General features: G+C 68.7%; 19 protein-coding genes and 1 pseudogene. 8 read left to right on the top strand and 12 right to left on the bottom strand.

The window, feature by feature from the left end; all coding sequences use genetic code 11:
- Nucleotides 1-157 precede the first annotated feature (157 nt).
- Entirely contained in the window at nt 158-1,150 is a 993-nt protein-coding gene (gene ilvA / locus VFC51_09575; GenBank protein ID HZT07267.1) for a threonine ammonia-lyase, read from the top strand.
- 208 nt (nt 1,151-1,358) lie between these two features.
- On the opposite strand, the gene VFC51_09570 is transcribed toward ilvA, so the two are convergent.
- On the bottom strand, nt 1,359-3,068 hold the full coding sequence (locus VFC51_09570; GenBank protein ID HZT07266.1) for an ABC transporter substrate-binding protein: 1,710 nt from the start codon (nt 3,066-3,068) through the stop codon (nt 1,359-1,361).
- Complete coding sequence (locus VFC51_09565) at nt 3,068-4,228, bottom strand: amidohydrolase family protein (GenBank protein ID HZT07265.1); 1,161 nt, start codon at nt 4,226-4,228, stop codon at nt 3,068-3,070. Before VFC51_09565 ends, VFC51_09570 begins: the two co-directional genes overlap by 1 nt.
- A gap of 85 nt (nt 4,229-4,313) precedes the next feature.
- On the opposite strand from VFC51_09565, the gene VFC51_09560 reads away from it, so the two are divergent.
- Nucleotides 4,314-5,321 carry a TAXI family TRAP transporter solute-binding subunit gene (locus VFC51_09560; GenBank protein HZT07264.1) on the top strand — a complete coding sequence of 336 codons (1,008 nt, stop codon included), beginning with the start codon at nt 4,314-4,316 and terminating at the stop codon, nt 5,319-5,321.
- 254 nt (nt 5,322-5,575) lie between these two features.
- Here the strand turns inward: VFC51_09560 and VFC51_09555 are convergent, their stop codons facing one another.
- Nucleotides 5,576-7,237, bottom strand: coding sequence for an amidohydrolase family protein (locus tag VFC51_09555; protein ID HZT07263.1), 1,662 nt, complete (start codon nt 7,235-7,237; stop codon nt 5,576-5,578).
- 582 nt (nt 7,238-7,819) lie between these two features.
- On the opposite strand from VFC51_09555, the gene VFC51_09550 reads away from it, so the two are divergent.
- Complete coding sequence (locus tag VFC51_09550) at nt 7,820-8,257, top strand: PIN domain-containing protein (GenBank protein ID HZT07262.1); 438 nt, start codon at nt 7,820-7,822, stop codon at nt 8,255-8,257.
- Nucleotides 8,258-8,588: 331 nt separating this feature from the next.
- Here VFC51_09550 and VFC51_09545 read toward each other — a convergent pair whose 3' ends face one another.
- A complete protein-coding gene (locus VFC51_09545) occupies nt 8,589-8,936 on the bottom strand; it encodes a YbjQ family protein (GenBank protein HZT07261.1) in 348 nt (115 codons plus the stop codon).
- Nucleotides 8,937-9,008: 72 nt separating this feature from the next.
- Nucleotides 9,009-9,074, bottom strand: a pseudogene (locus VFC51_09540) (zinc-ribbon domain-containing protein).
- Nucleotides 9,075-9,199: 125 nt separating this feature from the next.
- Between VFC51_09540 and VFC51_09535 the strand changes: the two are divergent.
- From VFC51_09535 to VFC51_09520, 4 genes are all read left to right on the top strand, one after another.
- The gene (locus tag VFC51_09535; GenBank protein ID HZT07260.1) at nt 9,200-11,116 is read left to right on the top strand and encodes an aldehyde ferredoxin oxidoreductase N-terminal domain-containing protein; all 1,917 of its coding nucleotides are present in this window, start codon (nt 9,200-9,202) and stop codon (nt 11,114-11,116) included.
- Complete coding sequence (locus VFC51_09530) at nt 11,113-11,925, top strand: 4Fe-4S dicluster domain-containing protein (GenBank protein ID HZT07259.1); 813 nt, start codon at nt 11,113-11,115, stop codon at nt 11,923-11,925. Before VFC51_09535 ends, VFC51_09530 begins: the two co-directional genes overlap by 4 nt.
- A gap of 211 nt (nt 11,926-12,136) precedes the next feature.
- Nucleotides 12,137-13,366 (top strand): gephyrin-like molybdotransferase Glp, encoded by a 1,230-nt coding sequence (gene glp / locus VFC51_09525; GenBank protein HZT07258.1) that lies wholly within the window; start codon nt 12,137-12,139, stop codon nt 13,364-13,366.
- A gap of 147 nt (nt 13,367-13,513) precedes the next feature.
- Nucleotides 13,514-15,445, top strand: a complete 1,932-nt coding sequence (locus VFC51_09520) for a molybdopterin biosynthesis protein (protein ID HZT07257.1) — start codon at nt 13,514-13,516, stop codon at nt 15,443-15,445.
- Between the two features lie 155 nt (nt 15,446-15,600).
- Here VFC51_09520 and VFC51_09515 read toward each other — a convergent pair whose 3' ends face one another.
- Nucleotides 15,601-16,569, bottom strand: coding sequence for an LCP family protein (locus VFC51_09515; protein ID HZT07256.1), 969 nt, complete (start codon nt 16,567-16,569; stop codon nt 15,601-15,603).
- Nucleotides 16,570-16,709: 140 nt separating this feature from the next.
- On the opposite strand from VFC51_09515, the gene VFC51_09510 reads away from it, so the two are divergent.
- On the top strand, nt 16,710-18,023 hold the full coding sequence (locus tag VFC51_09510) for an MFS transporter (protein ID HZT07255.1): 1,314 nt from the start codon (nt 16,710-16,712) through the stop codon (nt 18,021-18,023).
- A 230-nt stretch (nt 18,024-18,253) separates the two neighbouring features.
- Here the strand turns inward: VFC51_09510 and VFC51_09505 are convergent, their stop codons facing one another.
- The 6 genes from VFC51_09505 to VFC51_09480 form a co-directional block, all read right to left on the bottom strand.
- Nucleotides 18,254-18,751 (bottom strand): hypothetical protein, encoded by a 498-nt coding sequence (locus VFC51_09505; GenBank protein ID HZT07254.1) that lies wholly within the window; start codon nt 18,749-18,751, stop codon nt 18,254-18,256.
- Between the two features lie 30 nt (nt 18,752-18,781).
- On the bottom strand, nt 18,782-21,118 hold the full coding sequence (locus VFC51_09500) for a PAS domain S-box protein (protein HZT07253.1): 2,337 nt from the start codon (nt 21,116-21,118) through the stop codon (nt 18,782-18,784).
- Nucleotides 21,111-22,898 carry an ATP-binding protein gene (locus tag VFC51_09495; GenBank protein ID HZT07252.1) on the bottom strand — a complete coding sequence of 596 codons (1,788 nt, stop codon included), beginning with the start codon at nt 22,896-22,898 and terminating at the stop codon, nt 21,111-21,113. The genes VFC51_09500 and VFC51_09495 overlap by 8 nt, the downstream gene beginning before the upstream one ends.
- 27 nt (nt 22,899-22,925) lie before the next feature.
- On the bottom strand, nt 22,926-23,360 hold the full coding sequence (locus tag VFC51_09490; GenBank protein HZT07251.1) for a response regulator: 435 nt from the start codon (nt 23,358-23,360) through the stop codon (nt 22,926-22,928).
- Nucleotides 23,332-25,320, bottom strand: a complete 1,989-nt coding sequence (locus VFC51_09485) for a PAS domain S-box protein (protein ID HZT07250.1) — start codon at nt 25,318-25,320, stop codon at nt 23,332-23,334. Before VFC51_09485 ends, VFC51_09490 begins: the two co-directional genes overlap by 29 nt.
- 222 nt (nt 25,321-25,542) lie before the next feature.
- Nucleotides 25,543-25,917 carry a hypothetical protein gene (locus tag VFC51_09480; protein HZT07249.1) on the bottom strand — a complete coding sequence of 125 codons (375 nt, stop codon included), beginning with the start codon at nt 25,915-25,917 and terminating at the stop codon, nt 25,543-25,545.
- Nucleotides 25,918-26,559: the final 642 nt, after the last annotated feature.

Raw genomic sequence — 26,559 nt, 5'->3', positions numbered from 1 at the left:
GACACCGCTATTCTACGGGCGCCAGCCGAATCCGGGCGAGACGGACGCTCCGATCCGCCCGCGGGGCGCCGTCGGGCGGCGCGACGGCGCCGGGGATGCCGTACACTGCCACGACGATCCCTGAGCCCATCGATGAGGTGCGCGGCCCGTGGATCCGATGCCCGTTTCCTTTGAAGATATCGTCTCCGCGCGCCAGCGCATTCGAACCGCGGTGCGGCGCACGCCGCTCTTCCACTCCCATGCCTTGAGCCGCAGGCTCGGGCTCGACCTCTTCGTGAAGGCCGAGATGCTCCAGCGCACCGGGTCCTTCAAGCTGCGCGGCGCCCTCAACAAGATCCTCCAGCTCGCGCCCGAGCAGCGACAACGCGGCGTGGTCGCGGCCAGCGCGGGCAACCATGCGCAGGGTGTCGCAGTTGCGGCCGCGCTCACGGGCGTCACCGCCGTGGTGGTGATGCCCGCGACAGCGCCCGAAGGCAAGGTCGCGGCATCACGGGCATACGGCGCCGAGGTGATCCTGCACGGCGCGCACTACGACGACGCCCACGACCGGGCGGTGGAGGTGCAGCGGGAGCGCGGCCTGACGATGATTCCCGGCTTCGACGACCCCGCCATCGTCGCCGGCCAGGGCACCATCGGCCTCGAGATCCTCGATGAGCTGTCCGAGTTCGACGCGGTCCTCGTTCCCGTCGGCGGCGGCGGGCTCATCGCCGGCGTCGCGCTGGCGGTGAAGGCCTCGCTTCCGGGCGCAGCCGTGATCGGCGTGCAATCCGCCGCCGCGCCCTCCCTGTCCGCGTCACTCAAGGCTGGATCGCCGGTCGCCGTTCCGGTGGGCGACACCATCGCGGACGGGATCGCGGTCGAGCGACTCGGCGCCATTCCCTTTGCGGTCATCCAGCGGTGTGTCGACGACGCCATCGAGGTGTCCGACGCCGACATCCGCCCCGCCGTCGCGGCGCTCCTGCAGCGGGCGAAGCTGGTCGCCGAGGGCGCGGGGGCCGTCCCCCTCGCCGCGCTCATGAGCGGCGCGGTAGGGATGCCCGGCAAGCGCGTGGTGCTGGTGTTGAGCGGCGGGAACATCGACTTCCGCCTGCTCAGCGAGATCGCCGCCGAGGCCCAAGGGGCCGCTCGTGCCGAGCCGGTGGAGCCATGATGGGTCCCTTCAGCACGTGGTTCCGCTCGCCCTGAGCCAGTCGAAGGGCCCCGCTGCGGCACGGAAGAGAGACCGGCTCTCGCCTCGCCCACCGCGGTGGGCGAGGCCGGCCGCGCCCGTGGGCGCGGCCGGGTGAGGGCGCCCCGTTGACGCTCCGATCCTCCTCCTCTACGGCAGTGAAGGGAGTCGGAGCGTCGCCTCGCCCGCGCTACGCCGTGTCCCACTCCCGCGCGTTCCATGCCGCGTCGCCGCCCGACGCCGCCGCGCCAACGTTGGCCAGCCGCTTGCTGGTGACGCCCGGCCACGTGTCGTAGAAGAGCGGGAGCAGCGGTAGGTTCTCGGTCACGTGGTGGGTGATCTCGCTCTCGAGCGCCACGCGCTCCGCGTGCGGGATCGTTACCAGGTAACGGTCGATGAGCGCATCCAGGTCCGGGTTCATGTACCGCGAACGATTTTCGCCCACGAAGTTGTTCTCCGCCAGCCGCGCCTGATTGCTGTGGAAGCGGGAGAAGAAGCGCAGATCGATGGGCTGCCCGTTGACAGTGAACGAGGGGAACTGGGAGCGGTACTCCTCGTCAGAGACCCGCTGCAGCGGGATGACGACCGGATCGACGGCGATGCCGAGCTGCTGCAGCATGTCGGAGACGGCGTACATCGTCTTCGGATTGATCTCCCCCGCTGTCGCCCGGATCTCGAGATGAAGCTGCTGGCCGGTCGCGTCGCGGAAGAAGCCGTCGTTCCCCTTCGCATACCCCAGCCGCTCGATCTGCTGGCCTGCGAGCCGCGGGTCGTACGGGTAGCGGACGATCGCCGCCTCGGTGTCCTTGTACTCCTGCCGCGTCGGCTCCAGGAACCCATCGGCCGGCGGCGTCAGGCCATAGTCGATGCTGTCCGCCAGGAGCTGTCGGTCGATGGCCTCCAGCACCGAGCGCCGGAACGTCAGATCGAGCACGACCGCCGGCGTGGGGTTGAGCAGCTGGGGATACATCATCATCAGACTCGTGACCGGCGTCTCGATCTTTCCCTCCGGCCAACGGTCGCGGAGCTGCAGCGCCTGGTCCGCCGATAGGGCGCGGCCGAGAACGACGTCGACGTTGCCGGAGAGCACGCTCGCCACAATCGCATTCGTATCGGGGATCGTGCGGATCTCGATCTCGTCGATCTTCGGTCGGCCCAGGACGAACCGATCGTTCGCCTCGACGATGACGTGGCTGCCGCGCTCCCATTCCTTGAGCTTGAAAGGGCCGAGCCCGACGAAATCCGTGCTCCAGAACGGGAGCTGCGTGAAGTTGGACTTCTCCTCGGTCGCGTATGCGTCGGCAAGGAGGTGGCGGGGGAGCGGCATCCCCATAGAGTCGCTGAAGAGATGATCCGCGTCGATGTAGGGTCGGCGCCAACGCACCAGGACCGTTTGTGGATCGATGGCCTCGACTCCCTGGATGAGGGGATAGCCCTGATGCCGAAAGACCGGAAGCTCCGGGTCGGTCAAGACGCCGACCGTAAAGACGAGATCGTCGGCGGTAAAGGGCGTGCCGTCCTGCCAGACGGTCCCCCTGCGAATGTGCCATTCGGTCTCCATCCCGCCGTCGGGGAGGAGCCGCCAGAGCCCGTTGTCGGTCGAAGGAACGGCCTCGGCCAGCTCGGGCCGAAGCTGACCGGTCGTGTCGGTCACACTCAGCCCCGCGTGGACCATGCGCTCGATCTCGGAAATCCCGCGCACGGAGTTGGCGATATTCAGCTTGTTGTAGACGGTGAACGGGTCACCCATGATCGCGGCGACAATGCGCTTGGGAGCCGACGTCGACGCCGTGGCCTGGCCCCCGCCGGAAGCCTCGCGAGCTGACGATGGAGGGGCGCCGGCGCGCCCCGCGCAGCTCGCGGCCAGCAGCGCGACCAAGAGCCATCCGGCGACGCGCATCAGGGCTCTCCAAAGAAGCGAACCGGGTTGTCCCACATCAGCTTCTGGATGCGCTCTGGGGTGAGCGACGACCACGCGAGCACCGTGTCCGCCGAGTCCGGAAACCGCGATTCAGCATGCGGATAGTCCGAGCCGAACATGAGGACGTGATCGCCCAGGTCATCCATCACCATGCGCGCCATTCGCTCCCCCTCGTGGAGAACGATGCTGGCGAAGAACCGGCCGCCGGTCATGTACTCGCTGAGCTTGTGCTGCAGGTTCTCCGCGACGTACCCCATGTATACGGCCTGGTCGTCCATCCGGCGCGCCCAGAACGGCAGCCAGCCGAAACCCGATTCGAGAATTCCGAAGCGAATGCTCGGGAAGCGGTCCATGATCCCCGAACCGAAGAAGGCCGCCACGGCGCGCATGGCTGCCCATGGGTGCGAGCCCATCCGCCCGAGGAAGGGGTTGTCCCAGAGATCCCGGTACCCCGGATAGCCCCACGCGAAGCTGTGGTGCACGATGCACAGGTCCGCGTCGGCGGCTGCCGCCCAGATGGCGTCCATGTCCGGATGATCGAGCGGGTAGTCGAGCGGGAAGTGCGGCTGCACGCCCACCGCCCACGGCGATCCCGCCCACCGCTTGATCTCCTCAACGGACGCCTCGATGGACCGCGGCGTTACGACGATGAGTGATTTCAGGCGGTGGGGATATTCGCTGCAGAAGGCGTCGAGATAACGATGGTTGGCACGAATGAACTCCATCTCGATCCACGGATCGGCGTGGCCGACGGGGCCGGCCGGCACCATCATGTGGACGTCTACCCCTTCCCGGTCCATGTCGCGAATGCGGGCATCGGGGTCGTAATCCGAGCTTCCGGGCGTGGGAAAGACTCGCCCCATGAAGTGCTGGAACTCCCGCGACGCGTTTTCTCGCGGAGCCGCCTCGCCCAGGACCCGGGGCTGTCCGCCGCCCCATCCACCCCGGCGCTCGAAGCGGAACAGGTGGCGGTAGGGCGGCTCGAGCTTCTCGCCGGCCCAGCCAGTCCGAAATGGCGACTCGAACTCATCGAGATTTGGCAGGCGCTCGCGGAGCGCCGCGCTGAGATGCGGTTTCAAGCTCTCCGCGGTCGCATGCACGTGGGTGTCCGCATCGTACACACGAAATCCATTCCTCACGACATCCTCCTCAGAAACGGCCAACTGTAGCTATGCGAGAATAACGGATCTTTCGCGCCCAAGCGAGGGCGGACAAGGGGGAAGCATGGCAGAGGCGGTGCCCTTTCGATCGGCGGCGACCCGGGACGCGGATCCATTTCGCCCGCCCAACGCGCCGGACATTCGCACCTTCGCCATCGCGCAAATGGCGGTCGCGCTCACGTTCGACCGGACGACCCTCGATGGCGCCCTTCGCGAGATCCGCGTGTCGGTCGGTTCCGCCAGGAACGGGCCCTTTGCCCCGCGCGTGGTCCTCGCGTCGGACACGCCGAACCCCGCGGAGGAGGTGGCGAGCGGCCGGATTGACCTGGGCGTCTTCAACCCATCAGCGTATCTCACGATGGCCTACCGAGGCGTGGGCCCCTTCAGCCGTCCCCTCCCCCTTCGCGCCATCGGCGTCATGCCGTCGCTGGACTGGCACGTGTTCGCCGTCTCGCGGCGCCACGGCATCTCGTCGGTGGCTGAGATCGCCGAGCGACGGGTGCCGCTGCGAATCTCCGTCCGTGCCGACCCGAAGAATGCCACCCGCTTCGTCGTCGACCAGGTGCTGGGAGCCTACGGCTTCTCGCTCGCCGACGTGGAGCGGTGGGGCGGCTCTCTTCAGCTCATCGAGCGGCCACGCGAAGCCGCGCGGATCAATGGCATGCGCGACGGGTCCGTGGACGCGGTGTTCGACGAAGGGATCTCCGGTTGGGGGCACATCGCCCTCGAGTCCGGGATGGAGTTCCTGTCCCTCGGCGCCGCCGGCGAGGCGCGCATCCGCGAGCTGGGGTGGCCCGTCATCCCCGTGGCGCGCGACGAGTTCCCGGAGCTGAACGAGGACGTGACCGCGGTGAGCTTCAGCGGATGGCCGCTCTTCACTCGGGCCGACCTGTCCGACGAGCTGGCGTACGCGATGGCCAAAGCGCTCGACGCGGTGCGCCCGCTCGTGCAGTGGGATGCGGAGGGGACGGTGACGCTGCGCGACCTCTGCATCAGCTCGGACGCGTGCCCGCTCGACGTGCCGCTCCATCCGGCCGCGGAGCGCTACTACCGCGAGCAGGGCGCGCTCTAAGCTCGGCGGAGCCGCCATCTCCCCCGTCGAGGTCGAGCGAGAGGGGATTGATCGCCCCTTCCCCCTTGCGGGGGAAGGCGGGGATGGGGGGTGTCACCTCGTCCCGTACCCGCCTCCCCGACCGCGGGAGAGAGGGGAGTGGTCTGCTCCTCCCCCCCATTGCGGGGGAAGGCGGGGATGGGGGGTGTCACTCCCACCCCCCGTCGCCTCGAGGGGGAGGGGAACTCCAGCACCTGCCGCAGTGGGGGTGCGGGCTACAGATCTCGGCGCGCGACGATGCCAGGAAAGGCGTCCATGCACTCGCCGTCCTCGACGACGACCTGACCGTTGACGACGACCGCGTGGACTCCCGGCGGGTGCCGCTGCACCTCGGCGGCGTCCACCCGCTCTGGTAGCCGCTCCATGACCAGGTCCTGATAGCGGTTCGGGTCGAAGACCGTGATGTCGGCCGGCAGCCCGAGCTGGATGCGTCCCCGCTCGAAGCCGAGCTTCTCCGCCGGGTACCCCGTGATCTTCCACACCGCCTGCTCGAGGCTCGGAAAGAGCTGTTTCTCCCGCCACCAGTGGCCGATGAGGCGCGCGGGCGTGCCGTGCCAGAAGAAGCGGTCGAGGTGCGCGCCGCAGTCGGTGCCGATCAAGCTGTGCGGGGAGCGAATCATCTCGGCAAGGTCATCCAGGTTCCCGTTGGCGAGGCCGCGATAGACGAAGCGCGAGCGCAGGTCGTCCTCGACCCAGGCGTCGAAGAACGCGTCCGCCGGCTCCTTCCCGGACGCCCGCGCGACCTCCGCCACGTCCCGCGCCTCGAGCTGCTTGAGACCGGCGCGGTCCATTCGGTCGAACACCACGCTCCCCCAGCCGTTCCACTCCGGGAACGCGGGTTTCCCTGCGCCTGCTATCCGCTCCCGCTCCAGCCGGCGGCGAAAGTCCGGGTCCAGCAGCCGGGCGCGTCGGTCGCCACCGCTTCCCTTCAGCTCCTCCCACGCCGGCAGCCCGTCGAAGAGGAACGCGTCGTTGACGCCGAAGCGGCGGATGTGCTGGTACGGGATGACCACACCGGTCAGATCTTTCCCACGAAGGCTCGCGTCCTCCATGAAGGCGAGGGATCGCGCCGCCTCGTCGGGCTCGCCCGGATGGAGGCGGAACTCGTTGCCGATCATGAGGGAATTGATGCGTTCAAGGAGCGCGGCCGCTCCCGTCTCCGGCTTGATGAGGTTGCCGAAGCCGTTGAACTGGAAGCACCCGCCGTACTCCCGTGCGACGTCGGCCAGCGCCACGATCTCGTCCTGCGTCGCAAATGTGCTGGGCGTCCCCGCGTGGACTTCCGGCCCGCCCCGCGGGCTCGTCGAGAAGCCGACGGCGCCGGCCCGCATCGCCTCCCGCACCATGCGCTGCATGGCGGTGATCTCGTCCGGCGACGCTTCCCGCTGATACGCGGCCTCGCCCATCACGGCCAGCCGCACCGGCGAATGGGGCACGAGCGCGGCGACGTTGATGCCGACCTTCCCCCGTAGGTAAGCGAGGTAATCTGGGTAGCTCTTCCACTGCCACGCGTCGGCGTCGATGTAGTCGTCCAACACTCGACGCAGGTAGTTCACCAGCACCGCGGTCGGCTCCGTCCCGTCGGGCACGGGGGCAACGGACGCGCCGCAGTCCCCGATCACCACCGTCGTCACTCCGAAGTTCACGACCGGGTTGCCGTGGGGGTAGAGGACGAGGAACAGGTCCATGTGGGTGTGAGCGTCGATGAATCCCGGCGCCACCACGTGGCCGCGCGCGTCGATCTCTCGCGCGCCCGGCCCCAGCTTGGGCGCGATCGCCGTGATTCGGTCGCCCTCCACGCCGACGTCGGCATCGAACCGCGGCGCGCCGGTCCCGTCGATGACCGTTCCGTTGCGAATGACCAGATCGAACGGCATGACTTAGCCCCCTCTCCGCGTCGGGCCCCGCGCGTCGCGCGAAGCCGCGTTGCCATCGCCCAACAGCATATCCCCAGCGTGCGCCGCAGTCACGGGGGCGCGGAAAGCGGTCCAGGCAGGCCCGCCGGTCGGGGGGCTGCGTCGCCCGCCGCCGGAAACGGCGGGCCGAGGGGCGAAACACTGACCCGCCCTTCAGGGCGGCGGCCCCATCATCCCGCACCCTTCAGGGCAGCAGTCCCATCACCCGGCGGGCCTCGAGCCTATTCGGTAAAACTATTTTGAATTTCTCCAACATCGGGATGTAGTTAAAGCAATGAGACTATTCGTGAGCACCGTGAGCGAAAAAGGCCAAATCACCATCCCGTTGGAGGTCCGCCGATCCCTCGGCATCAAGCCACGCGACAAAGTCACATTCACGCTCGAAGATGGATGTGTCAGACTGGCGCCTGCGGTCTCGTCCCTTGAAGCCAGCTTCCAGGCGATTCCCCCGCTTGATCGTCCACTGACAGACAAAGAGATCACGGAGGAGGCCGCCCGGGAACATGTTCGACATGTTGCGCGAGAGGGCGAATAGGCCGGGGGATGGCCACCGCTTTCATCGACACGAACATCTTCCTGCGCTACCTAATCCAGCCCGGTCCGACCGAGCCGCAACTTGCGGCTCAGACACAACAAGCCCAAGCCATCATTCAGCAACTCGACTCAGGAGCGCTGTCGGCCGCGACCTGCGAGGGCGTCATCATAGAGGTCGTGTGGGTCCTAACCTCAAAGACCCTCTACAACGTCCCGCGCGACGAAGTTCAGCGCTTGCTGAGCCCATTGCTGCGGCTGAAAGGTCTCTCGCTCGCGAACAAACGAACGTATCTGCAGGCGTTGGACCTTTTCACCCAGTACCAATTTCTCGACTTCGTCGACGCCCTCAACGTTGCCCATATGCGCCGCCTCGGCTTGAGGGAGATCCTGAGCTTTGATCGCGACTTCGACCGGGTTCCTGAAGTGGAAAGGCGCGTTCAGCGGTGATAAGAACCCCAGAGAGCCACAAAGAGAACTGCACCGACCATTTGCAGCACGGACATCTCTAACATCATCTTTCCGGACGGGGACCTGACCAACGGACGGGGACCTGACCAAGCGCCGAGCTTTTTGATCAGAGAGGACAAGCAGGGCGATGAGGGCGAAAAATGGGCTAATTGCGATAAAAGACAGAGGCCCAGTCCATAGGCGGAGGTTGAACCATAGCGATCGCCTAAGCAGCCCCCACATGGGCGCGATTGTACGCCACCCTGTTTCCTGAGTTAACCCTACGACTACCAACAATAGGCCCGCCCTTCAGGGCGGCAGGTATGGCGCGTCAGCCCGATGCGGGCGTCGCGTCGGGCGCCTCGAGCGGGGCCACCGTGACCGCGGTCCCGTACGCCAGCACCTCCGTGATGCCCTCCATCACGTCGTTGGCGTCGTAGCGCATGCCGATGATGGCGTTGGCGCCGCACTGCGTCGCGTGCTGAATCATCAGGTTGTATGCCTCCTCCCGCGCCTGCTCGCACAGCGTGACGTACACCGAGATGTTCCCGCCGAAGAAGGATTGCACCTGACCGACGACATTTCCGACAGCCCCGCGCGATCGGACCGTGAGCCCGCGCACGATGCCCAGATACTGCGTGATCCGAAACCCCTCGAAGCCGAGACCTGTGGTGACCATGCCCGTCGGGATGCCGACGCCCGACCAGGCCGTGAGCGACGCGGTGGTCGGGGGCGTATCCGGAGCGAGGTTGGCGCCGCACTTGACGCACGTCTTCACGTCTTCCGCGTTCTCCTCGCCGCAAAATTGGCAGCGCACGTGTTCCTCCTCCCCGCCGCGAGCCGACGCGCCCTGCGGTCGGCCGTCGGCGCACAGCCGCCGCTTGAGCCCGGAACCGCAGCGGTGTATTGTAGTGCTTCAAATCCCCGCGTCGGAGGCAGGCGATGGCGACGCAACCCCAGGTCCTAGCCTCGCGCAACGAGCTGCTCTTCCCATCGGTGCGCAGGACTCCGCTGCCGGGCGGGTACATGGGCAAGCTGCTCCGCGTCGACCTCACCTCGGGGAGCTGCGAGCCCGTCGAGCTGCCCGAAGAGCCGATTCTCCGGAAGTACTGGGGCGGCCAGGCACTTGGGACGTACATCCTCCTGAATGAGATAGCGCCGGACACCGAGGCCTATAGCCCGGCGAGCATGATCTGTATGATGACCGGGCCGGTCACCGGCACCGGCCTCACGCCCGGCGGCACCAAGATGACCGCCGTCTATCCCAGCCCGGCCACGCGCTACACCCTCGGCCGCGGCGCGACGAGCGGCTTCTGGGCCGTGGCGATGAAGGCTGCCGGCTTCGACGGAATCATCATCACGGGCCAGTCCGATCGCCCCGTGTACCTCTACCTGAACGACGGGCGCGCCGAGATCCGCGACGCGCGGTCCGTGTGGGGAAAGGGCACCCGCGAGACCGAAGAGATGCTCCGCCGCCAGGTCGGCCGCCAGGATGCGCGCGTCGCGTGCATCGGCCCCGCCGGCGAGAACCTCATCCGCGCGGCGATGCTGGTGAACGACTACAACCACGTAGCCGCGCACGGTCTCGGCGCCGTCATGGGCTCCAAGAGGCTCAAGGCCGTCGTCGCCCGAGGTTCGCGGCGCCCACCCATCCGCAACAAGGAGCGACTCATCGACGCGGGCGAGCGCTGGCGCGCAACGCTCCGCGTCTACTCGCCCGACCAGCGCCGCGACGTCGGCCATGGTGGCTCGTGGGGCGCCATCACCCGCCACAACTGGCGCGCCACCGTGATCGAAGACCACGCGCGCGGCTTCGAGACGAACCGCATCACGCCCCGCCCCTGCTTCCAATGCGGTCGCATGTGCCCCTGGGACGCCGAGCTGGGCGACGGCGACCACATCGGCGCCAAGGTCCACTTCAACGCCGGCTCCGAATGGCTCGACACCTTCTTCAACCTCGACATCAAGGGCAACGACGTGCTCTACCTCTCGGAGCGCATCAACGACCTCGGCATCGAGTGCAGCCATTTCGCCGACGGAGCTGGGCTCGCCTTCGAGGCGTGGGAAAAGAGGCTCCTGACCGCGCAGCAAACGGGCGGCCTGAACCTTGAATGGGGCGACACAGCCGTCGTGGACCGGCTGCTCGACATGTGCGCTCGGCGCGAGGGCTGGCTCGGGAACCTCCTCGCCGAGGGCCCGAAGGAGCTGGCAGAAGCCCTCGGCGGCGACGCCGCCCAGTGGGTGGTCCACACCAAAGGTGGGACGCCGGCGCAGCACGAGTGGCGGCCGATGATCGGCAACATGCTGCGCGAGCTGGTGGCCAGCGGCGGCATGAAGCCGCAGGGCGGCGGCAGCCGCGAGCCGCCGCCGGACCTGAAGTACCGCGAGAGCTGGGGGCCGCTCTCGCCAACGGAGCCGGACGGCTGGGCCTGGTCCCACATCCTCAGCGAGCAGTATCGCCAATCCTCCGGCCTGATGGGCGCGTGCTGGTTCGCCATGAACCAGATGGCGCCCGACGGGTACAAGTCCATGATCGATGCGCTGAACGCGACGACCGGCTGGGACGTGACTCTCGACGAGGCGCTCGAGGTCGGCCACCGAAGCATGATCCTTCAGAGCATCTTCGGCACCCAGCGCGGCTGGCGCGCGGAGCACGATTGGACGGACGTTGGGCCGCGCTTCCTCGAGCCGATTCCGGATGGCCAGTACAAGGGCTTCACCATCGCGAAGTTCATGCCCGGCATCATCCAGGAGTATTACCGGCTCTCTGGGCGCGACGAGATGACGGGCCGGCCGTTCCGAGAGACCCTCGAACGCCTCGGATTGGAGGAGTTCGCGGCGTGGAGCGAGCCGGAATGAGCGAGACACCCCAAGGCCCCGACCACGGCGAGCGTCGGCCCTACCCCACCCGGCGCCTTTCCGACGGGAAAGCGCGCGCCATAGTCTTCGACGCTCAAACGTGCATCGGGTGCCGGCAGTGCGTCGAGGCGTGCAAGGATTGGAACGACCTGCCCCGCGGAGACACCTACGCTATCAACCCGAGCACCTGGATCACCATGGAGCCGCCAGTCCTCGAGGGCACGGCCAGCACCTGGGGACGCAATAGCTGCATGCACTGCGAATATCCGTTGTGCGCGGCCGTCTGCCCCGTCGAGGCGATCACCAAGTACGACGAGGGGCCAGTCGTCATCGACCCCGCGGTGTGCATCGGCTGCGAGTACTGCGTCTACGCGTGTCCGTGGCACGTCATCGCCAAGTCCGAGGTCACAGGCCGCGCGACGAAGTGCACCATGTGCGTCGACCGGGTGCGCGACGATAAGCAGCCCTTCTGCGTCCAGGCGTGCCCGGTCCACGCCCTATCCTTCGGCATCGTGGACGAGATGGACGCCAGGGCGACCGAGCGCGCGGCGCAGGTGGGCGGCCACGTCTATGGCAAGAGCCAGGCCGGGGGGACGCACGTGCTCCACGTCCTCACGAAATCAGCGGCCGAGCACGGGCTGCCGGATGTGGGGACGGAGCGCTACCCCGAGCACCATATCCCCCTGGCCAAGGAGATCCGCGGGGTCCTCACCCTCACCGGCGGCCTCAGCGGCAAGATGCGCGCCGTGACCAACGCCGTCACCAAGCCCTGGCGCCTCAAGTACCGCTACTGGCATAAACCGGAGTAGCCAGGTTTGCCTCGCAGGTTGGGGAATGCGTCGTCCTGAGGGCGCAGCCCGAAGGATCTCGATTCACCGAGATGCTTCGCTGCGCTCAGCATGACAGCTCCTGAATCGCGTGCCAGGATGTACGGGATATTCGCGTGAAAGAGCTAGTTCACGTCATGGCGCCGGCCGATGCGCTGAAGCGCCTGCACGAGCGCCTCGACGGGATATTCGCGTGAAAGAGCTATTTCACGTCATGGCGCCGGCCGATGCGCTGAAGCGCCTGCACGAGCGCCTCGCGCCCCTCGACCGCGCCGAACGCATATCTGCGAGCCGGGCGCTGGGCCGCGTCCTGGCGGAAGACCTCCTCGCTCCCCACGACCTGCCCGACTTCCCGCGATCCACCATGGACGGGTTCGCCGTCCGCGCCGCCGACACCTTCGGCGCCAGCGAGGCGCTGCCCGCGTACCTCACCGTCGTCGGTGAGGTCGCGATGGGAACGGCCGCCGCGGTCCAGGTCCGTTCCGCCGAGGCCGCGCGCATCGCGACCGGGGGAATGTTGCCGCCCGGCGCCGACGCGGTCGTGATGGTGGAGCTGACGCAGGACGTCGATGAGCGGACGGTGGAGGTGCTGCGCCCTGTCGCGCCGGGCGAGAACGTGATCCAGGTCGGCGAGGACATCCGTCGCGGCTCGGCGGTCCTGCCGCGCGGCCACACCCTGCGCGCCCAGGACCTGGGGGGGCTCGCCAGCCTCGGGATCGTTGAGATCACGGTTGCGCCGCGCCTGAGCGTCGGCATCATCTCGGGCGGGGACGAGATCGTCGCGCCCGACGCGACGCCGAGCCCGGGCCAGATTCGCGACATCAACACGTCGACCCTCGCCGCGCTGGTGGAGCAGGCAGGGCACGTCCCGGTGCCCCTGGGGATCGTGCCCGACCGGTACGACGCGCTGGCGGAGGCGGCGCGGCGGGGGTTCACGGCCACCGACGTGCTGATCCTATCCGCCGGCAGCTCCGTCTCCACGCGGGACATGACGGCCGAGGTGATCGCCTCCCTCGGCACGCCGGGCGTGCTGGTGCACGGCGTGTCGCTGCGCCCCGGCAAACCGACGGTTCTCGCGGTGGCGGACGGGAAGCCGATCTTCGGTCTGCCCGGGAACCCCGTCTCCTGCATGGTGACCTTCGACCTCTTCGTCACGCCCACGCTGGCGTATCTGACCGGCGCGGGTCGGCCCGCCCGGCGCACGACGGCCGCCCGCCTGGCCCACGGCATCGCCTCGGCCGCCGGCCGCGAGGACTATGTCCAGGTCCGTCTCGAGGAGCGCGACGGCGAGCGGTGGGCGGTGCCGGTCTTCGGCAAGTCCAATCTCATCTACACCCTCGTCCACGCCGACGGCATGGTCAAAGTCGAGCTGGACGACGGCGGCCTCCCAGAGGGCGCTATCGTGCCCGTCGTGCTGTTCTAGTGGGGTGCGGTAGAACGCGCGGAAACCGTTCGTGCTGAGCCCTTCGGCTTCGCTCAGGGCAGGCCAGTCGAAGCACACCGCGCCCTTCGATAGGCTCAGGACGAACGGTCCTGCGGGATCCTCCTGAGAGGAGGCGGAGAGAGCAGGGTGGCGCGCGAGCGCAACGTGTTCCTGCGAGACGTGCCGCTGGACGACGCCCTCCAGGCGTTCTGGGACGCCCTCGCCGCGGCCGGCTGGACCCCTCCGCTCCCCGGCGAGGACGCGCCCGTCCGCGAAGCCCTTGGCCGCGTGACGGCCGCGCCCGTGTGGGCCCGCGTGTCGTCCCCCCACTACTACGCCTCGGCGATGGATGGCATCGCCGTCCGCGCCGCCGACACGATCGGCGCGTCGGAGATCGCGCCGATCCGTCTACGCATCGGCGACCAGGCGGCGTGGGTCGATACCGGCGATCCCCTACCTCCCGACTTCGACGCCGTCATCATGATCGAGCAGGTACACCGCGTCAGCGACGACGTCGTCGAGATCATGCAGCCGGTCGCGCCCTGGCAGCACGTCCGCCCGCTGGGGGAGGACATCGTCGCCACGGAGCTGGTCCTGACGGAGGGGCGGCGGCTCGGCGCCTTCGATCTCGGCGCCATCGCGGCGAGCGGCAACACGACCGTGTCGGTTCGCCGCAAGCCGGCCGTTGCGATTCTGCCGACCGGCACAGAGCTGGTGCAGCCCGGCGCCGAGCTGAGGCCCGGCGACGTGGTGGAGTTCAACTCCATCATGCTGGCGGCCCAGGTCCAGGACTGGGGCGGCACCGCGACGGTGTTGCCGCCGGAGCGGGACGACCGCGACCGGCTGCTCCGGCGCGTCGCCGACGCCCTCGACGCCTCCGACGTGGTGGTGGTCAACGCCGGCTCCTCGGCCGGCTCCGAAGACTACACGGCGGCCGTGGTCGGGGACCTCGGCACGCTCGTCGCCCACGGCGTCGCCGTCCGACCGGGACACCCCGTGGTGCTGGGCGTCTGTGGTGGGAAGCCGGTCCTCGGGATCCCGGGCTTTCCCGTCTCCGCCGTTCTGACCGCCGAGCTCTTTCTCGCCCCGGTGCTCCATCGGCTCCTTGGCGTCGCGCAGGTCGCGCGCCCGCGCATTCGGGCTTCGATGACCCGGAAGGTGCTCTCGCCCATGGGCGAGGACGAATACCTGCGCGTGAAGCTGGGCCGGGTCGGCGACCGCGTGGTGGCCACGCCGCTCCAGCGCGGCGCTGGCGTCATCACCTCCCTGGTGCGCGCGGACGCCCTGGTGCGCATCCCGCGCTTCTCGGAGGGGGTGCACGCGGGCGAGGCAGTCGAGGCCGAGGTGCTGCGCGACCCGGGGGAGGTGGAGCGCACCATCGTGGCGATCGGTAGCCACGATCTGGCTCTGGATCTGCTCTCCAGCGCCATCGCCCGGATTCGGCCCGGCGCCAGCCTCTCGTCGTCGAACGTCGGCAGCCTCGGCGGCCTCATCGCCCTCCAGCGGGGCGAGGCGCACCTCGCCGGCTCGCACCTGCTCGACGAGGAGACCGGCGAGTACAACGTGGGGTTCGTTCGGCGCTACCTCCGCGAGCGACGCGCGCTCATCGTCAATCTCGTCTATCGGGAGCAGGGGCTCATCGTGGCGCCCGGTAACCCGAAGGCGATCCACGGCCTCGCCGACCTCCTGCGCCCCGATGTACGTTATGTCAATCGTCAACGGGGGGCGGGGACCCGCGTGCTCCTCGACTACGAGCTGAAGCGGCTGGGCGCTGACCCGTCGCAGGTGCGGGGTTACGAGCGCGAGGAGTACAACCACCTGGCCGTGGCGGCCGCGGTGATGAGCGGCACCGCGGACGTCGGGCTCGGGATTCTGGCGGCCGCCCGCGCCCTCTCGATGGAGTTCATCCCCCTCCTCCGGGAGCGCTACGACCTGATCGTCCCCGCCGAGCACTACGAGGGCGAGCTGCTGGCGCCGCTCCGCGCGGTGATCGGGTCGGCGCAATTCCGGGCCGAGGTGGAGGCCCTGGGCGGATACGACGCCTCGGACATGGGCAGCGTTTTGTACGAACTGCCATAGATCTGATCTGAATGACGGTCATGCTGAGCGCAGCGAAGCATCTCCGGCCATCGAGATCCTTCGGGCTGCGCCCTCAGGATGACTGACCGACCGACGTTTGTCATGCTGAGCGCAGCGAAGCATCTCCAGCCATCGAGATCCTTCGCGCTGCGCCCTCAGGAGCGCGGAGAAGCCAACTCCACAAAGTCCGCGACCGCGGCCTTCAGCCCCGGCCGCGGCTGCAGGAGCGCCGCGCCGTCGTCACCGGTCAGCGGACTCACCAACTCCGGGCCGATCACCATCTGGCGCACGCCGCCCCCGGCCAGCACGCCCCCGGCCGCCAGAAACGCCGCGTCCGCCGGTGATAGGTCGGATCGCGTGGCCGCGGAGACCGCGCGCAACACCCGGGGCGCGGCCAGCATCCCGGACGGGCGCGCCAGCTTCGCCATCAGCGCCTCGATCACCTGCTGCTGGCGCCCCATCCGCCCGAAGTCGCTGTCCTGGTGGCGGGTCCGGGCGTAGGCGAGGGCCATCGCGCCGTTCAGGTGCTGGCGCCCGGCCGGAATCTCGATGGTGGTAATGCCGTAATCGTCCGTGGGGAAGGCCTGGTCGATGATGGTTGTTGGCACGTCGACGTCGACGCCGCCCACGTCGTCGACGATGGTCCGCAGGCCTGCCATGTCGACCAACACGTACCGGTCGACGTGGATCCCCAGCGCCGCCGCGACCGTTGTCTTTGCCTCGGCGGGCCCGCTACCGGGCCGCTCCAACTCGGCGCTGCGATACGCCGTATTGATTCGCCCCTCCCCATAGCCGGGGATCGAGACCCAGAGATCGCGGGGGACCGAGACGAGCGCCACGGGAGCGTTCGGCCGCACCACAACCAACATCATCGAATCGGTCCGCCCGGGGTCCGACCCGCGCTCGTCCGGCCGCTGGTCGGTCCCCATCATGAGGATGGTCAGCGCCCCGGGCGCCCCGGCGCCGGTCCCCGTCGAGAAGGCCGTCAGGATCGCGCCGAAGCTGAGGGCGACGCCGCAGACGAGCCCGATGAAGGCGACCTTGAGCGGCCCGATGCGCCGACGCGGCCGCTCCTCGTCGTCGTAGGCTTCGTCGAAGTCGTCGTCCGGGGGATCGGATCTCACTGGCGGAATCGGGCCTCGGGATGGGGTGATCGGGGGATTGGAGGATGCCGGCCGCCGAGAGTATACGGCCCAAGGCGCTCGGTCGCTGCCCTATCATCCTGGGTGCACCCCGACGTTGCCCCTCGGAGGTTTTGGGCTTCGTGAGCACCGGCGCGCGCGTCCCCGGCGACACCACGGGAGCGGAGCGTCGCCCAGCCGCCACGCGCTTCCTTGCCCTCGCGAATCCGGACTGCCGGCGGTACCTCGTCGGCGGCATGCTCTCGATGATGGGCGACAACGTCGAGCACGTCATCACCTACTGGATGCTCTACCAGTACTTCCACTCGCCCGCCCTCGCCGGGTTCGCGGTCATCAGCCACTGGGTGCCGTTCCTGCTTCTGTCCGTCTTCTTCGGCTCGCTAGCGGACCGGTACGATTGCCGGAAGGTCATCCAGGCGTCGCAGCTCCTCTTTATGTCCGTCTCCGCGTCGTGGGGAGCCCTGTTCTTGACCCAGCGGCTCGAGGTCTGGCACGCCATGGTGCTCCTCTCCCTCCACGGTATGGCGGCGGCCCTCTGGGCGCCGGCCGAGCAGCTCATGCTCCACGACATCGTCGGGCCGGAGACGCTCCCCAGCGCCGTGCGCCTGAACTCGACGGCGCGCAGCCTGGGGATCCTCTGCGGCCCAGCCGTCGGGTCCGCGCTGCTGCTGGGACTCGGGCCCACCTTCGGCATCTTCGCCAACGTGCTGATCTACCTCCCGCTCACAACGTGGCTGCTCACCGTTCCGTATACCGGCCACCTTCGCGAGCAGCCCGGCGCCCGCCGGCCGCGCCTCTCGCTCGTCGCCGCCGTGCGCGTGCTTCGCGACGTGGCCGACAACCCGACCATCATCGCCATGGTCGCCCTCGGTGGGGTGAGCGCCCTCTTGATCGGCGCCGCCCTCGGGCCCCAGATGCCCGAGTTCGCCCACGACCTGGGCATCGACACGGCGGGCCTCGCCTACGGCGGCTTCATCGCCGCCAACGCCGGCGGCGCGGTGCTGGGGGGCATCCTGCTCGAGGCGAGCGGCCTGCTCCGCCCGAGCGCCCGCACCGCGCTCTTCAGCACGGTCGTCTGGGGGCTGAGCATGATCGGCTTCGCGGCCACCGAAAGCTATCCGCTCTCGATCCTGCTGCTGATCCTGGCGGGCGTGGCCAGCCTCGCGTCACAGTCCATCGCGCAGACGCTCGTCCAGCTCCTGGCGCCGCCGGCCGAGCGAGGCCGCGTCATCGGCCTCTACAGCATGGCGAGCAACGGGCTGAAGGCGGGCAGCGGGGTGACGGTCGGGATCCTGGGCGGCTTCATCAGCATTCGCTGGTCGCTGGGGCTCAGCGCCCTGCTGCTGTGCTTCGTAGTCCTGGGCCTGCTGGTGCTCGTCACGCGGGCAGCGGCGGGCGAGGCTTCGGCGCGCGGGGCGGCCGCCCGGGGGAGGTGAGGGCTCGGCCTTCCCGATCATGCCGAGCGCAGCGCGGCATCTCTGTCGAGCGAGATCCCTCGGGCTTCGCCCTCGGGATGACAGTTTACTCCCTCCCCTGCCGCAGCGGGGGGGGGTGGGGGTGGGGGCCTCACGCCCTCCCTGAACCTCCACCGGTCGCGGGGGGAAGATCCAACCCCCTCCCCTGCCGCAGCGGGGGAGGGTGGGGTTGGGGGCAGCGGGGGTGGGAATCAGCGGCGCCTGCGCATTGTCGGCGCCGCCTCGTCGGGCCGCCCGCGGAGCGTCTGGTACCGCAGCGCGCGCGCCGTCAGCTCGTCGCGGGCGAACACCATGCTCACCTTCGCGCCTCGGCTATTCCACGACACCCAGTAGCCGCCCGTCATCTCCGCGATGGCGATCTCCTCCGCCGCGCGCTCGTCCAGGATCTGGCCAAGGGTGCGCAGCGACTCGACCGCGTCCGGAATCCCCTGGTCGCGGAGGGAGCGGACCGCCTCGGTGATCCCCGTGGGCGCGGACCGATGCGCGCCGCGAAGCTTCTTTCCCCACTCGCGGAGCGACGCCAGATCCGGCTCGTTGAAGTGACGCTCGTGCCGCACGCCGTCGTCTCCCAGCCACGACACCTCGACATGGTCGCCGCGGTCGACGATCCCGATGTTTCTCCCCTTCACCTGGGTGATGGAGGCGCTCAGCGCGCGAAAGGTATCAGCGTAGGTCCCGGGCTCCAGCATAGCGGTTCTTTCTCCTTGCATCATCACCACTCACGAACCTCCTTCCTGCACGTCGTTCGCGGCCTCGAAGCGGAACCCCGCCCCGATCACCTGGATGCAGGCGTCGACGACCGACGCGTCGAAGGCGACCCCACGCTGACTCCTAATCACCTCCAGGCCGCGGTCCATGCCCAGCGCGGGCCGATAGGGACGGAATGTACCGATCGCCTCCACCACGTCCGCCACGGCCAGGATGCGCGCCTCCAGGCAGATTGCCTCGCCGCGCAGGCCGTTCGGGTAGCCGGACCCGTCCAGCCGCTCGTGGTGCTGGAGCACCATCTCGGCGATGGGCCAGGGGAACTGCACGTCCTTCACGATGTCGTAACCGGCCTGGGCGTGGGTCTTGATCAGCTCGAACTCGACGGGCGTGAGGGTGCCGGGGCGATTGAGGATCTCGGACGGCACGTAGACCTTGCCGATGTCGTGGATGAGCGCGCCGAAGCGGATCCCCTCGACCCGGTCGTCCGGGAGGCCAAGCCCGCGGCCAATGGCCGCGGCCAGGCTCGCCACCCGGCGCTGGTGGCCCGCCGTATACGGGTCCCGGAGCTCCAGCGCCCCGGCGAGCGCGGCCACGGTCGCTTCGATCGTCGCGCGGATCTTTTGCAGCGCCTCCAGCTCGCGGCGCTGGGTCTCCGTGTGCGCGGCGCGCTCGCGCAGCCCGAGGATCCCGAACGCCAGGTCATTGGCCAGCTCCTCGAGGAGCTGGCGCTCATCGTGATCGAACGCGTCCGGCTGCGCCGCGTAGATATTGAGCACGCCGAACACGTCCTCTCCGTCCTTGAGCGGGATTGCGATGACGGACATGTACCCTCGTTTGCGCGCCTCCTTCATCCATCGCGTCACCGGCCTGCGGTCGAGCTGCTGCACGACGGCGACCTCGCCGGTCCGGACCGCGGCGGCGATCGGCCGTCCGCCCGTCCTGCCGCCGCCCACGACCGGCGGAGCATCTTCGAGGTACGTGGCGTCCTGCCCGGCCCACGCGATCGGCCGGATCATTCGCGCCCCGTGGCGCTCGACGTACCCGACCCAGGCAAAGCGGTAGCCGCCCTCCTCGACGACGGCTCGGCAGATCCCTCGCACCAGATCGATCTCGGTGGACGCATGGATCAGCTCGTCATTGCCTCGGCTGAGGGTGCGCAGCGCGCGGTTTTTGGAGGCGAGAGCCTCCTCGTCACGCTTGCGGTCGGTGATATCGGTCAGCGCGGCCAGGGCGCCGACGTAGTGTCCATGGGCATCGAACAGCGGGCTCGCGGAGACGATCGCCCAGACGATCCCGCCGTTCTTGTGGAGCAGGTCGACCTCGATGCGCTCGGCGACACCCATGTGCCGCCGAGCCATCGCCTCATTCAGCGGAGCCCCCCGCCGAGTGGGTCCGATGAAGTCGGCGAGCGGGCGGCCCAGCATCTCCTCCGGCGCGTAGCCCAGCATCGCGGCCATGCGGTCGTTCACGAACACCATGCGGTCCTCGGCGTCGATCTGGCTGATCCCCTCCTGGACCGACGTGACGATGCGTCGATACTGCGCCTCGCTTTCCGCGAGCGCGATTTCGGCAGTGCGCCGCTCGGTGATGTCGTGATAGTTCAGCACAACGGCGCGCACGGCGGATTCGTCGCTCAGGACCGTCCCGGAGCCCTCGAGCCAGCGATACTCGCCGCTCCGGTGCCGCACTCGAAAGGTCTCGACGCGTGGCGACGCGGGATTGCGCAAGAGGTCTGCGAGGCCAGCTCTGGCGCGCTCGACGTCGTCGGGATGGACCCAATCGAGGATGTTGCGACCGAGGACCTCGTCCGCCTGGTAGCCGAACAACCGAAGCACGGACGGGGCGACGTATGTCATCACGCCGTTGTCGTCTACGATGGCGATGAAATCGGAGCCCTGCTCGATGAGGGAGCGGAAGCGCTTCTCACTGGACTTGAGCTCCGCGAGCGCCGAGCGTGCTTCGGCGCGCAGGCGCGCCTCCTCCATCGCGTGCCGGATGGCGTGGCTGAGACGGGCCGGTCGGTCCTTCAGGATGAAGTCCGCCGCGCCGACCCGCAACAGCTCGGCGGCCACCTCGTCGGTAATGGTTCCCGACACGACAATGGAGGGGGGCTCCGGCCGCCACTGGCGCACCAGCCGAACGGCGTCCGCCCCGTTGAAGCGCGGGAGCGTATAGTCGACAAGCACGACGTCCCATGCCCGCTCGGCGTGGGCCCTTTCCAGGGCCTCCGGCGTCTCGACCCGCCGGTGCTTCACGGGCCCCAGCTCCCGCCGGAGCTGCCGCGCGATGATCTCGGCGTCGTCGGGATTGTCCTCGACGAAGAGGACGTGCAAGGTCCGGTCAGTCATGGTGGTTCTCATTCCCCGGCTCCAACGTGAACCAGAACGTGGCGCCCTTTCCGGGCGCGGCTTCGGCCCAGACGCGCCCGCCGTGGCGGCGGACAATGCGCTGGACCGCCGCGAGTCCAACGCCGTTGCCCTCGAACTCGTCGACGCTGTGCAAGCGCTGGAACGCGCCGAACAGGTTCGCCGTGTGGGCCATGTCGAAGCCGACACCGTTGTCGCGCACGAAGTAGGCCGTCGCTCCATCTGCCTGATGCGAGCCGAAGGCGATCGCCGGCGCGGTGATCGGGCGCGTGAACTTCCACGCGTTTCCCAGGAGGTGCGCGAGCGCTGTCCGCAGGAGCGCCGGGTCGCCTCGGGCCATCACCCCTTTGGCGATGGTGACGCGAACGGCGCGGTCCGGCGCCTCGGCCTGGAGCTGGCGCGCGACTGTGTCGGCAATGGCGCTCAGGTCGACCGCTTCCCGACGAAGCTCGACTCTGCCGAGTCGGAGCAGGGTCAGGACGCCCTCGATGAGCTGGCCCATCCGCAGGCTCGCTGCGCGGATTCGGCTCAGGTCGCCCCGGGCTTGCTCGTCGAGCTGAGCGCCATGCTCGGCCACCAGCTCGTGGCTGAAGCCGTAGATGGCGCGGAGGGGCGCGCGCAGCTCGTGGGCGACCGCGTAGCTGAAGTCCTCCATCTCGCGGTTCGCCGCCTCGAGGGCGCGCGACCGCTCCTGGAGTGATTCCGCCATGGCGTCGAAGGCGCGGCCGAGCTGGCCGATCTCGTCTTGCTGGGTGAAGCGTACGCGAACGGCGAGGTCGCCGGCCGCCACGCGGCGCGCCGCATCGCGCAAGCGAAGGACCGGATGGCTGATCCGGAGCGACACGACGATCCCTGCCGCTCCGGCGAGAACGATCGCCACCGCGGCGAAGGCGGCCGCCTCCCACCCGCGCCGGGTGATCGGGGCCATGGCCTGGTCGGCCGGCTGCCAAGTCACCACGGACCACGGTAGGCCGGGAATGGGATTAAAGGCAAGGAGCAATTCGTTGCCGTCAGGACTGCGGAACTGCTCCGTTCCCGCGGCTCCTGCAAGGATCTGCGAGAGCGCGCCAGGGCCAAGATTCGGTCGATCGAGGAGCCTGGAGGGGTCCGTGTGCGCGATGTTCGTTCCGCCCTCGCGCCGGTCGACGACGGAGATGCGCAGCAGGCTGTCGGGATTGACCCTGGCCAGGGCCTCGGAGAGACGTGCCACGGAGATCGACCCCATCAGGACCGCGCGCATCGTTCCTTCCGTATCGACGACCGGCACCGCGTACGGGACGACGGGGAGGCTGGTGATCCGGGACACGATCGGCCGACCGACGAAGGGCTCCTTCGTTCGCGCGATTTCCTGGAAGTAGTCTCGGTCAGCCGCGGAGACGCCCACGGCCGCCGGGTCGGCGAGCCCTGTAGCGCGTGAGACCCCATCGAGGTCGAACAGGGTGATGGCCGCGAGGGGGGTGTAGCTGTGGAGGAAGACTGCGAGGTCGGGCGATGCCGACTCAGGCGTGTCCGACGTAGCCGCTTCGACCAGGCGAGCCTCGCGCGCCAGTCCGTCTACTGCCATCTGCGCGCCGGCAACGTAGATGGACGCAAACTCCGCGGTGAGGCTGGCCGTGGCAAGCTGCTCGCTCAGGACATCGTCGCGCAGCGCCTGGCTGCTGCGCACAATGAACAGGGCGGCGATGCCCGCGCCGGTGAGCAGCGCGACACCAATGGTCACGGCCGCAAGCTGGAGGCGCAAGCCCCAGGGCGGTTTCGACATCGGCGGCCCCTGCACAGCCATTCCGCCCTACGCGGCCGTCGCCGGCGGCGGCTCGTTCAACACCAGCCAGTAAAGACTGAGCTGTTGCACGGCCTCGGCGAACTGCTGGAAGTCAACGGGCTTTCGAATGTAGCTGTTCGCTCCCAGGTCGTAACCGGCAACGAGGTCGCGCTCCTCGTCCGACGAGGTGAGAATCACGACTGGGAGCGTGCGCGTGCGCGGGTCTGACCGGATCCGACGGAGCACCTCCAGCCCGTGGATCTTCGGAAGTTTCAAATCCAGCAGGACGAGCTGGATATCGGCGATTGGCCTCGCGCCATCCCCGAAAATGCAGTCCAGCGCCTCCTGGCCGTCCCGCGCGACGACCAGCTCATTGATCACTCGGCTCTTTTTGAACGCTCGCCGCGTCAGCTCCTCATCGTCGGGATTGTCTTCAACCAACAGCACCGGTTGATCTGGCATCTGTGCCACTCCTTTCGATTTCCGGCGCGCGAGCGTCCTCCCGCGCCGGGACTGTGAACCAGAACGTCGCGCCCTTTCCAACCTCGCCCTCGCCCCAGACGCGGCCGCCGTGGCGGTGGATGATGCGCTGGACTGTGGCGAGGCCGATTCCGTTGCCCTCGAACTCCTCCTTGGTGTGGAGACGCTGAAATGCGCCGAATAGCTTGTCCGCAAACGCCATGTCGAACCCGGCGCCGTTGTCCCGGACAAAGAACGCGGGGCAGCCTCCGATCTCGGCCGCGCCCACCTCGATCTGGGCATGCGCGACGTTTCGGCTGAACTTCCAGGCATTCCCGAGCAGGTTCTCCATTGCAGCCCGGATCAGCGACTGGTCAGCAAATGCGAGCAGCCCGTCCGCGATCTCGAACGTCACCGGGCGTTCGGGCTGGGTCGCGCGCAGCTCGTCGGCGACGGCGCGCGCCATGGCGCTCAGATCGACTTCCTCGATGCGCAGCTCCCCGCGGGTGAGGCGCGACAGCTTCAGCAGGTCGTCGATGAGATCGGCCATGCGCTCGACCGCCGCGCGCACTCGACGCACGTAGCCCTTGCCGACCTCATCGAGCCGATCCGCGGCGTCCTCCATAAGAGCCATGCTGAACCCGTCGATCGCGCGAAGGGGGGCGCGAAGGTCGTGCGATACGGCGTAGGTGAATGCCTCCAGTTCCTTGTTCGTCGCTTCCAGCTGCGACGTCCGCTCCTGCACGCGCTCCTCCAGCTCGGCGTTGAGGCGCTCGAGCGTCAACTCGCTGCGTCGAAGCTCCTCCTCCATGCGCTTCTGCTCGGTCACATCGCGCGCCACGGCGAAGATTCCGCGCTGCCGCCCGTCAGGCTGCTCGTACACTGCGGCATTGAAGGAGACGAGCGCCTCGCGCCCGTCGCGCGCGCGGAGGACGAGCACGTAGTCGTGCACGGCGCCGGATCGGAAGGTTTCCGCGACGCCGGCGGCCGCCGCCGGAGGGTCGGTGAAGTACTGATCGAACCGGCTGCCAATAAGCTGTTCGCGTGGAACGCCGGTGATGCGCTCCATTTGCTGGTTCACGTCCGTGATGGCTCCGTCCTCGGACACCGTGATCATCGGGTCGAGAGACGCCTCGATGAGGCCTCGGGTGTAGGCGTGCGCCCGGCGAAGCTGCGCCTCCAGCGCCCGCTGGTCCGAGATATCCCGCGCCGCCGCGAACACCCCCTGCAGCCGGCCGTTCGCATCGCGGAACGTGGCGGCGTTGCAGGAGACCGCTATCTCCTTCCCATCCTTCGCCCGCATCACCAGCTCGTAGTTCGCCACTCGGTCCTCGGCGAGCACCTGCCGAATCCCATCCTCCGCCCGCTCCGGGTCCGTGAAGTAGCGCTTCATCGGCGTGCCGATCAGCTCTTCCCGCTGAAAGCCGGTCATCGCGCACATCTGCCGGTTCACGTCGGTAATGACGCCCAGGGGATCCGTGGCCATCAGCGCATCGATGTTCGCCTCCACCAGCCCGCGGGTGTACGCCTGCTGCTCCCGGAGCTCCTCGGTGGCCCGCACCTCGCCGGAAATGTCTTTGGACATCAACAGGAAGCCGATGGGCCTGCCCGAGGCATCGCGGCGCGGCGTGACCACGACCCGGGCATCGAAGCGCGTGCCGTTCTTCCGGACGCGCTTGACGACCCCCTCCCATTTACCATGGTCGAGAGCCGCTTGAAGGATGTGGGCTGGGACACCCTTGGCCACATCGTCGGGCGTATGGAGCACATCGGAGTTGACCCGACCGACGACTTCGCCGGCCTCGTAGCCGTAGAGGCGGCGAGCGCCCTCGTTCCACAGGACGATGCGCCCGTTCAGATCCTTGCCGATGATCGAATACTCAGTCGACGATTCGATGACGCTGGTGACGAAGTCGAGCGCCTCCCGAGGGTCGGCTGAGCTGTCGAAAAGGTTCGAGGTCACGGGCTTCCTCCTCGGTGCGCCGGAAAGGACTTCTGAGACGGGAAACGCTACATCTCTAGATGTCACAAGAGTTCCATTTCCGTAACGAATCTGTGATCACCTTCTGGGTAGTTTTCATCCAGTCCTTTAGCATGGTCAGTGTTGCACCCTGCGGCACGGGCGGGCAGCGCGAACGGAACGTCGGCTGCCCACCATGAGTAATCGGACGGCGCGCGGCGGCGGTCAGGGGGTTTCAGATGGAAGGACCGGGGTGCTCGTCGGTCCGCTAGTGGGGCCCGGAGTCGGCGTTGAAATGCGGTAGGGAAACGGCGTGTTCGTCGGATCGGGCACGGCCATCGCCTCGATCATCCGAATTCCGGCGTGGAATCGCGCGTAGAGGCCCAGGACCCCGGGAGCGAAGGTGACCAACACGAACAGGGCCACGCACAGAACGGCGCTCAGGATCAGCGCATACTCGGTGATATCCTGGCCGGCCTCGCGCCGCGCACGCCATGCGACGGCGGCAGCGTGATGGACGAGCTGGCACGACCTCGTCAGAGCGCGCCGTCGCCGCGGCTGCTGGGGCAGTTCACGGCCATCGAGATGTCGGCGGCGCATGCGGTTCCCGCTGCGGTGAGTTCCGGCCAGCCAGGCACGGTCTGGCCGGAGGCCCCGGTCCCGCGATCGAGCCTCGCCTCAAGTTTCGGCGGCCGAGGCGCGAAGAGGAACGCGCCGGCGGGTGGTTTCGCGGCCTACCCGCGCGCACTCACACGGCCGCGCGCGGCTGAGGTCGGCAATCGGTCATGCCGAGCGCGGCGAGGCGCCGCCGCCCCGGTCATGCCGAGCGCAGCGAGGCATCTCGCGCGGGAGAGATCCCTCGGGCTTTGCCCTCGGGATGACAGACCGGCCGTTGGGCGCCCGCGGGATGACAGACCGGCCGTTGGGCGTGCCGAGCGCGGCGCCGCCGCCCGGGTCATGCCGAGCGCAGCGAGGCGCCGCCGCCCCGGTCATGCCGAGCGCAGCGAGGCGCCGCCGCCCGGGTCATGCCGAGCGCAGCGAGGCATCTCGCGCGGGAGAGATCCCTCGGGCTTTGCCCGCGGGATGACAGGCCGGCCGTTGGGCGCCCGCGGGATGACAGGCCGGCCGTTGGCCGTGCCGAGCGCGGCGAGGCGCCGCCGCCCCGGTCATGCCGAGCGCAGCGAGGCGCCGCCGCCCCCGGTCATGCCGAGCGCAGCGAGGCATCTCGCGCGGGAGAGATCC

It is taken from the genome of Chloroflexota bacterium (assembly GCA_035652535.1).
Taxonomy (GTDB): domain Bacteria; phylum Chloroflexota; class UBA6077; order UBA6077; family SHYK01; genus DASRDP01.
The sequence above is the reverse complement of the archived record's forward strand: the minus strand, read 5'-3'. Positions and strand labels throughout refer to the sequence as shown.

Bases quoted from the DNA above. Each gene is read 5' to 3' on its own strand.
- VFC51_09530 (HZT07259.1), top strand. From the start codon at position 11,113: ATGAGCGAGACACCCCAAGGCCCCGACCACGGCGAGCGTCGGCCCTAC.
- VFC51_09480 (HZT07249.1), bottom strand. From the start codon at position 25,917: ATGCGCCGCCGACATCTCGATGGCCGTGAACTGCCCCAGCAGCCGCGG.
- VFC51_09550 (HZT07262.1), top strand. From the start codon at position 7,820: ATGGCCACCGCTTTCATCGACACGAACATCTTCCTGCGCTACCTAATC.
- VFC51_09495 (HZT07252.1), bottom strand. From the start codon at position 22,898: ATGTCGAAACCGCCCTGGGGCTTGCGCCTCCAGCTTGCGGCCGTGACC.
- VFC51_09545 (HZT07261.1), bottom strand. From the start codon at position 8,936: ATGGTCACCACAGGTCTCGGCTTCGAGGGGTTTCGGATCACGCAGTAT.
- ilvA (HZT07267.1), top strand. From the start codon at position 158: ATGCCCGTTTCCTTTGAAGATATCGTCTCCGCGCGCCAGCGCATTCGA.
- VFC51_09490 (HZT07251.1), bottom strand. From the start codon at position 23,360: ATGCCAGATCAACCGGTGCTGTTGGTTGAAGACAATCCCGACGATGAG.
- VFC51_09555 (HZT07263.1), bottom strand. From the start codon at position 7,237: ATGCCGTTCGATCTGGTCATTCGCAACGGAACGGTCATCGACGGGACC.
- VFC51_09500 (HZT07253.1), bottom strand. From the start codon at position 21,118: ATGACTGACCGGACCTTGCACGTCCTCTTCGTCGAGGACAATCCCGAC.
- VFC51_09505 (HZT07254.1), bottom strand. From the start codon at position 18,751: ATGCTGGAGCCCGGGACCTACGCTGATACCTTTCGCGCGCTGAGCGCC.
- VFC51_09570 (HZT07266.1), bottom strand. From the start codon at position 3,068: ATGCGCGTCGCCGGATGGCTCTTGGTCGCGCTGCTGGCCGCGAGCTGC.
- VFC51_09535 (HZT07260.1), top strand. From the start codon at position 9,200: ATGGCGACGCAACCCCAGGTCCTAGCCTCGCGCAACGAGCTGCTCTTC.
- VFC51_09560 (HZT07264.1), top strand. From the start codon at position 4,314: ATGGCAGAGGCGGTGCCCTTTCGATCGGCGGCGACCCGGGACGCGGAT.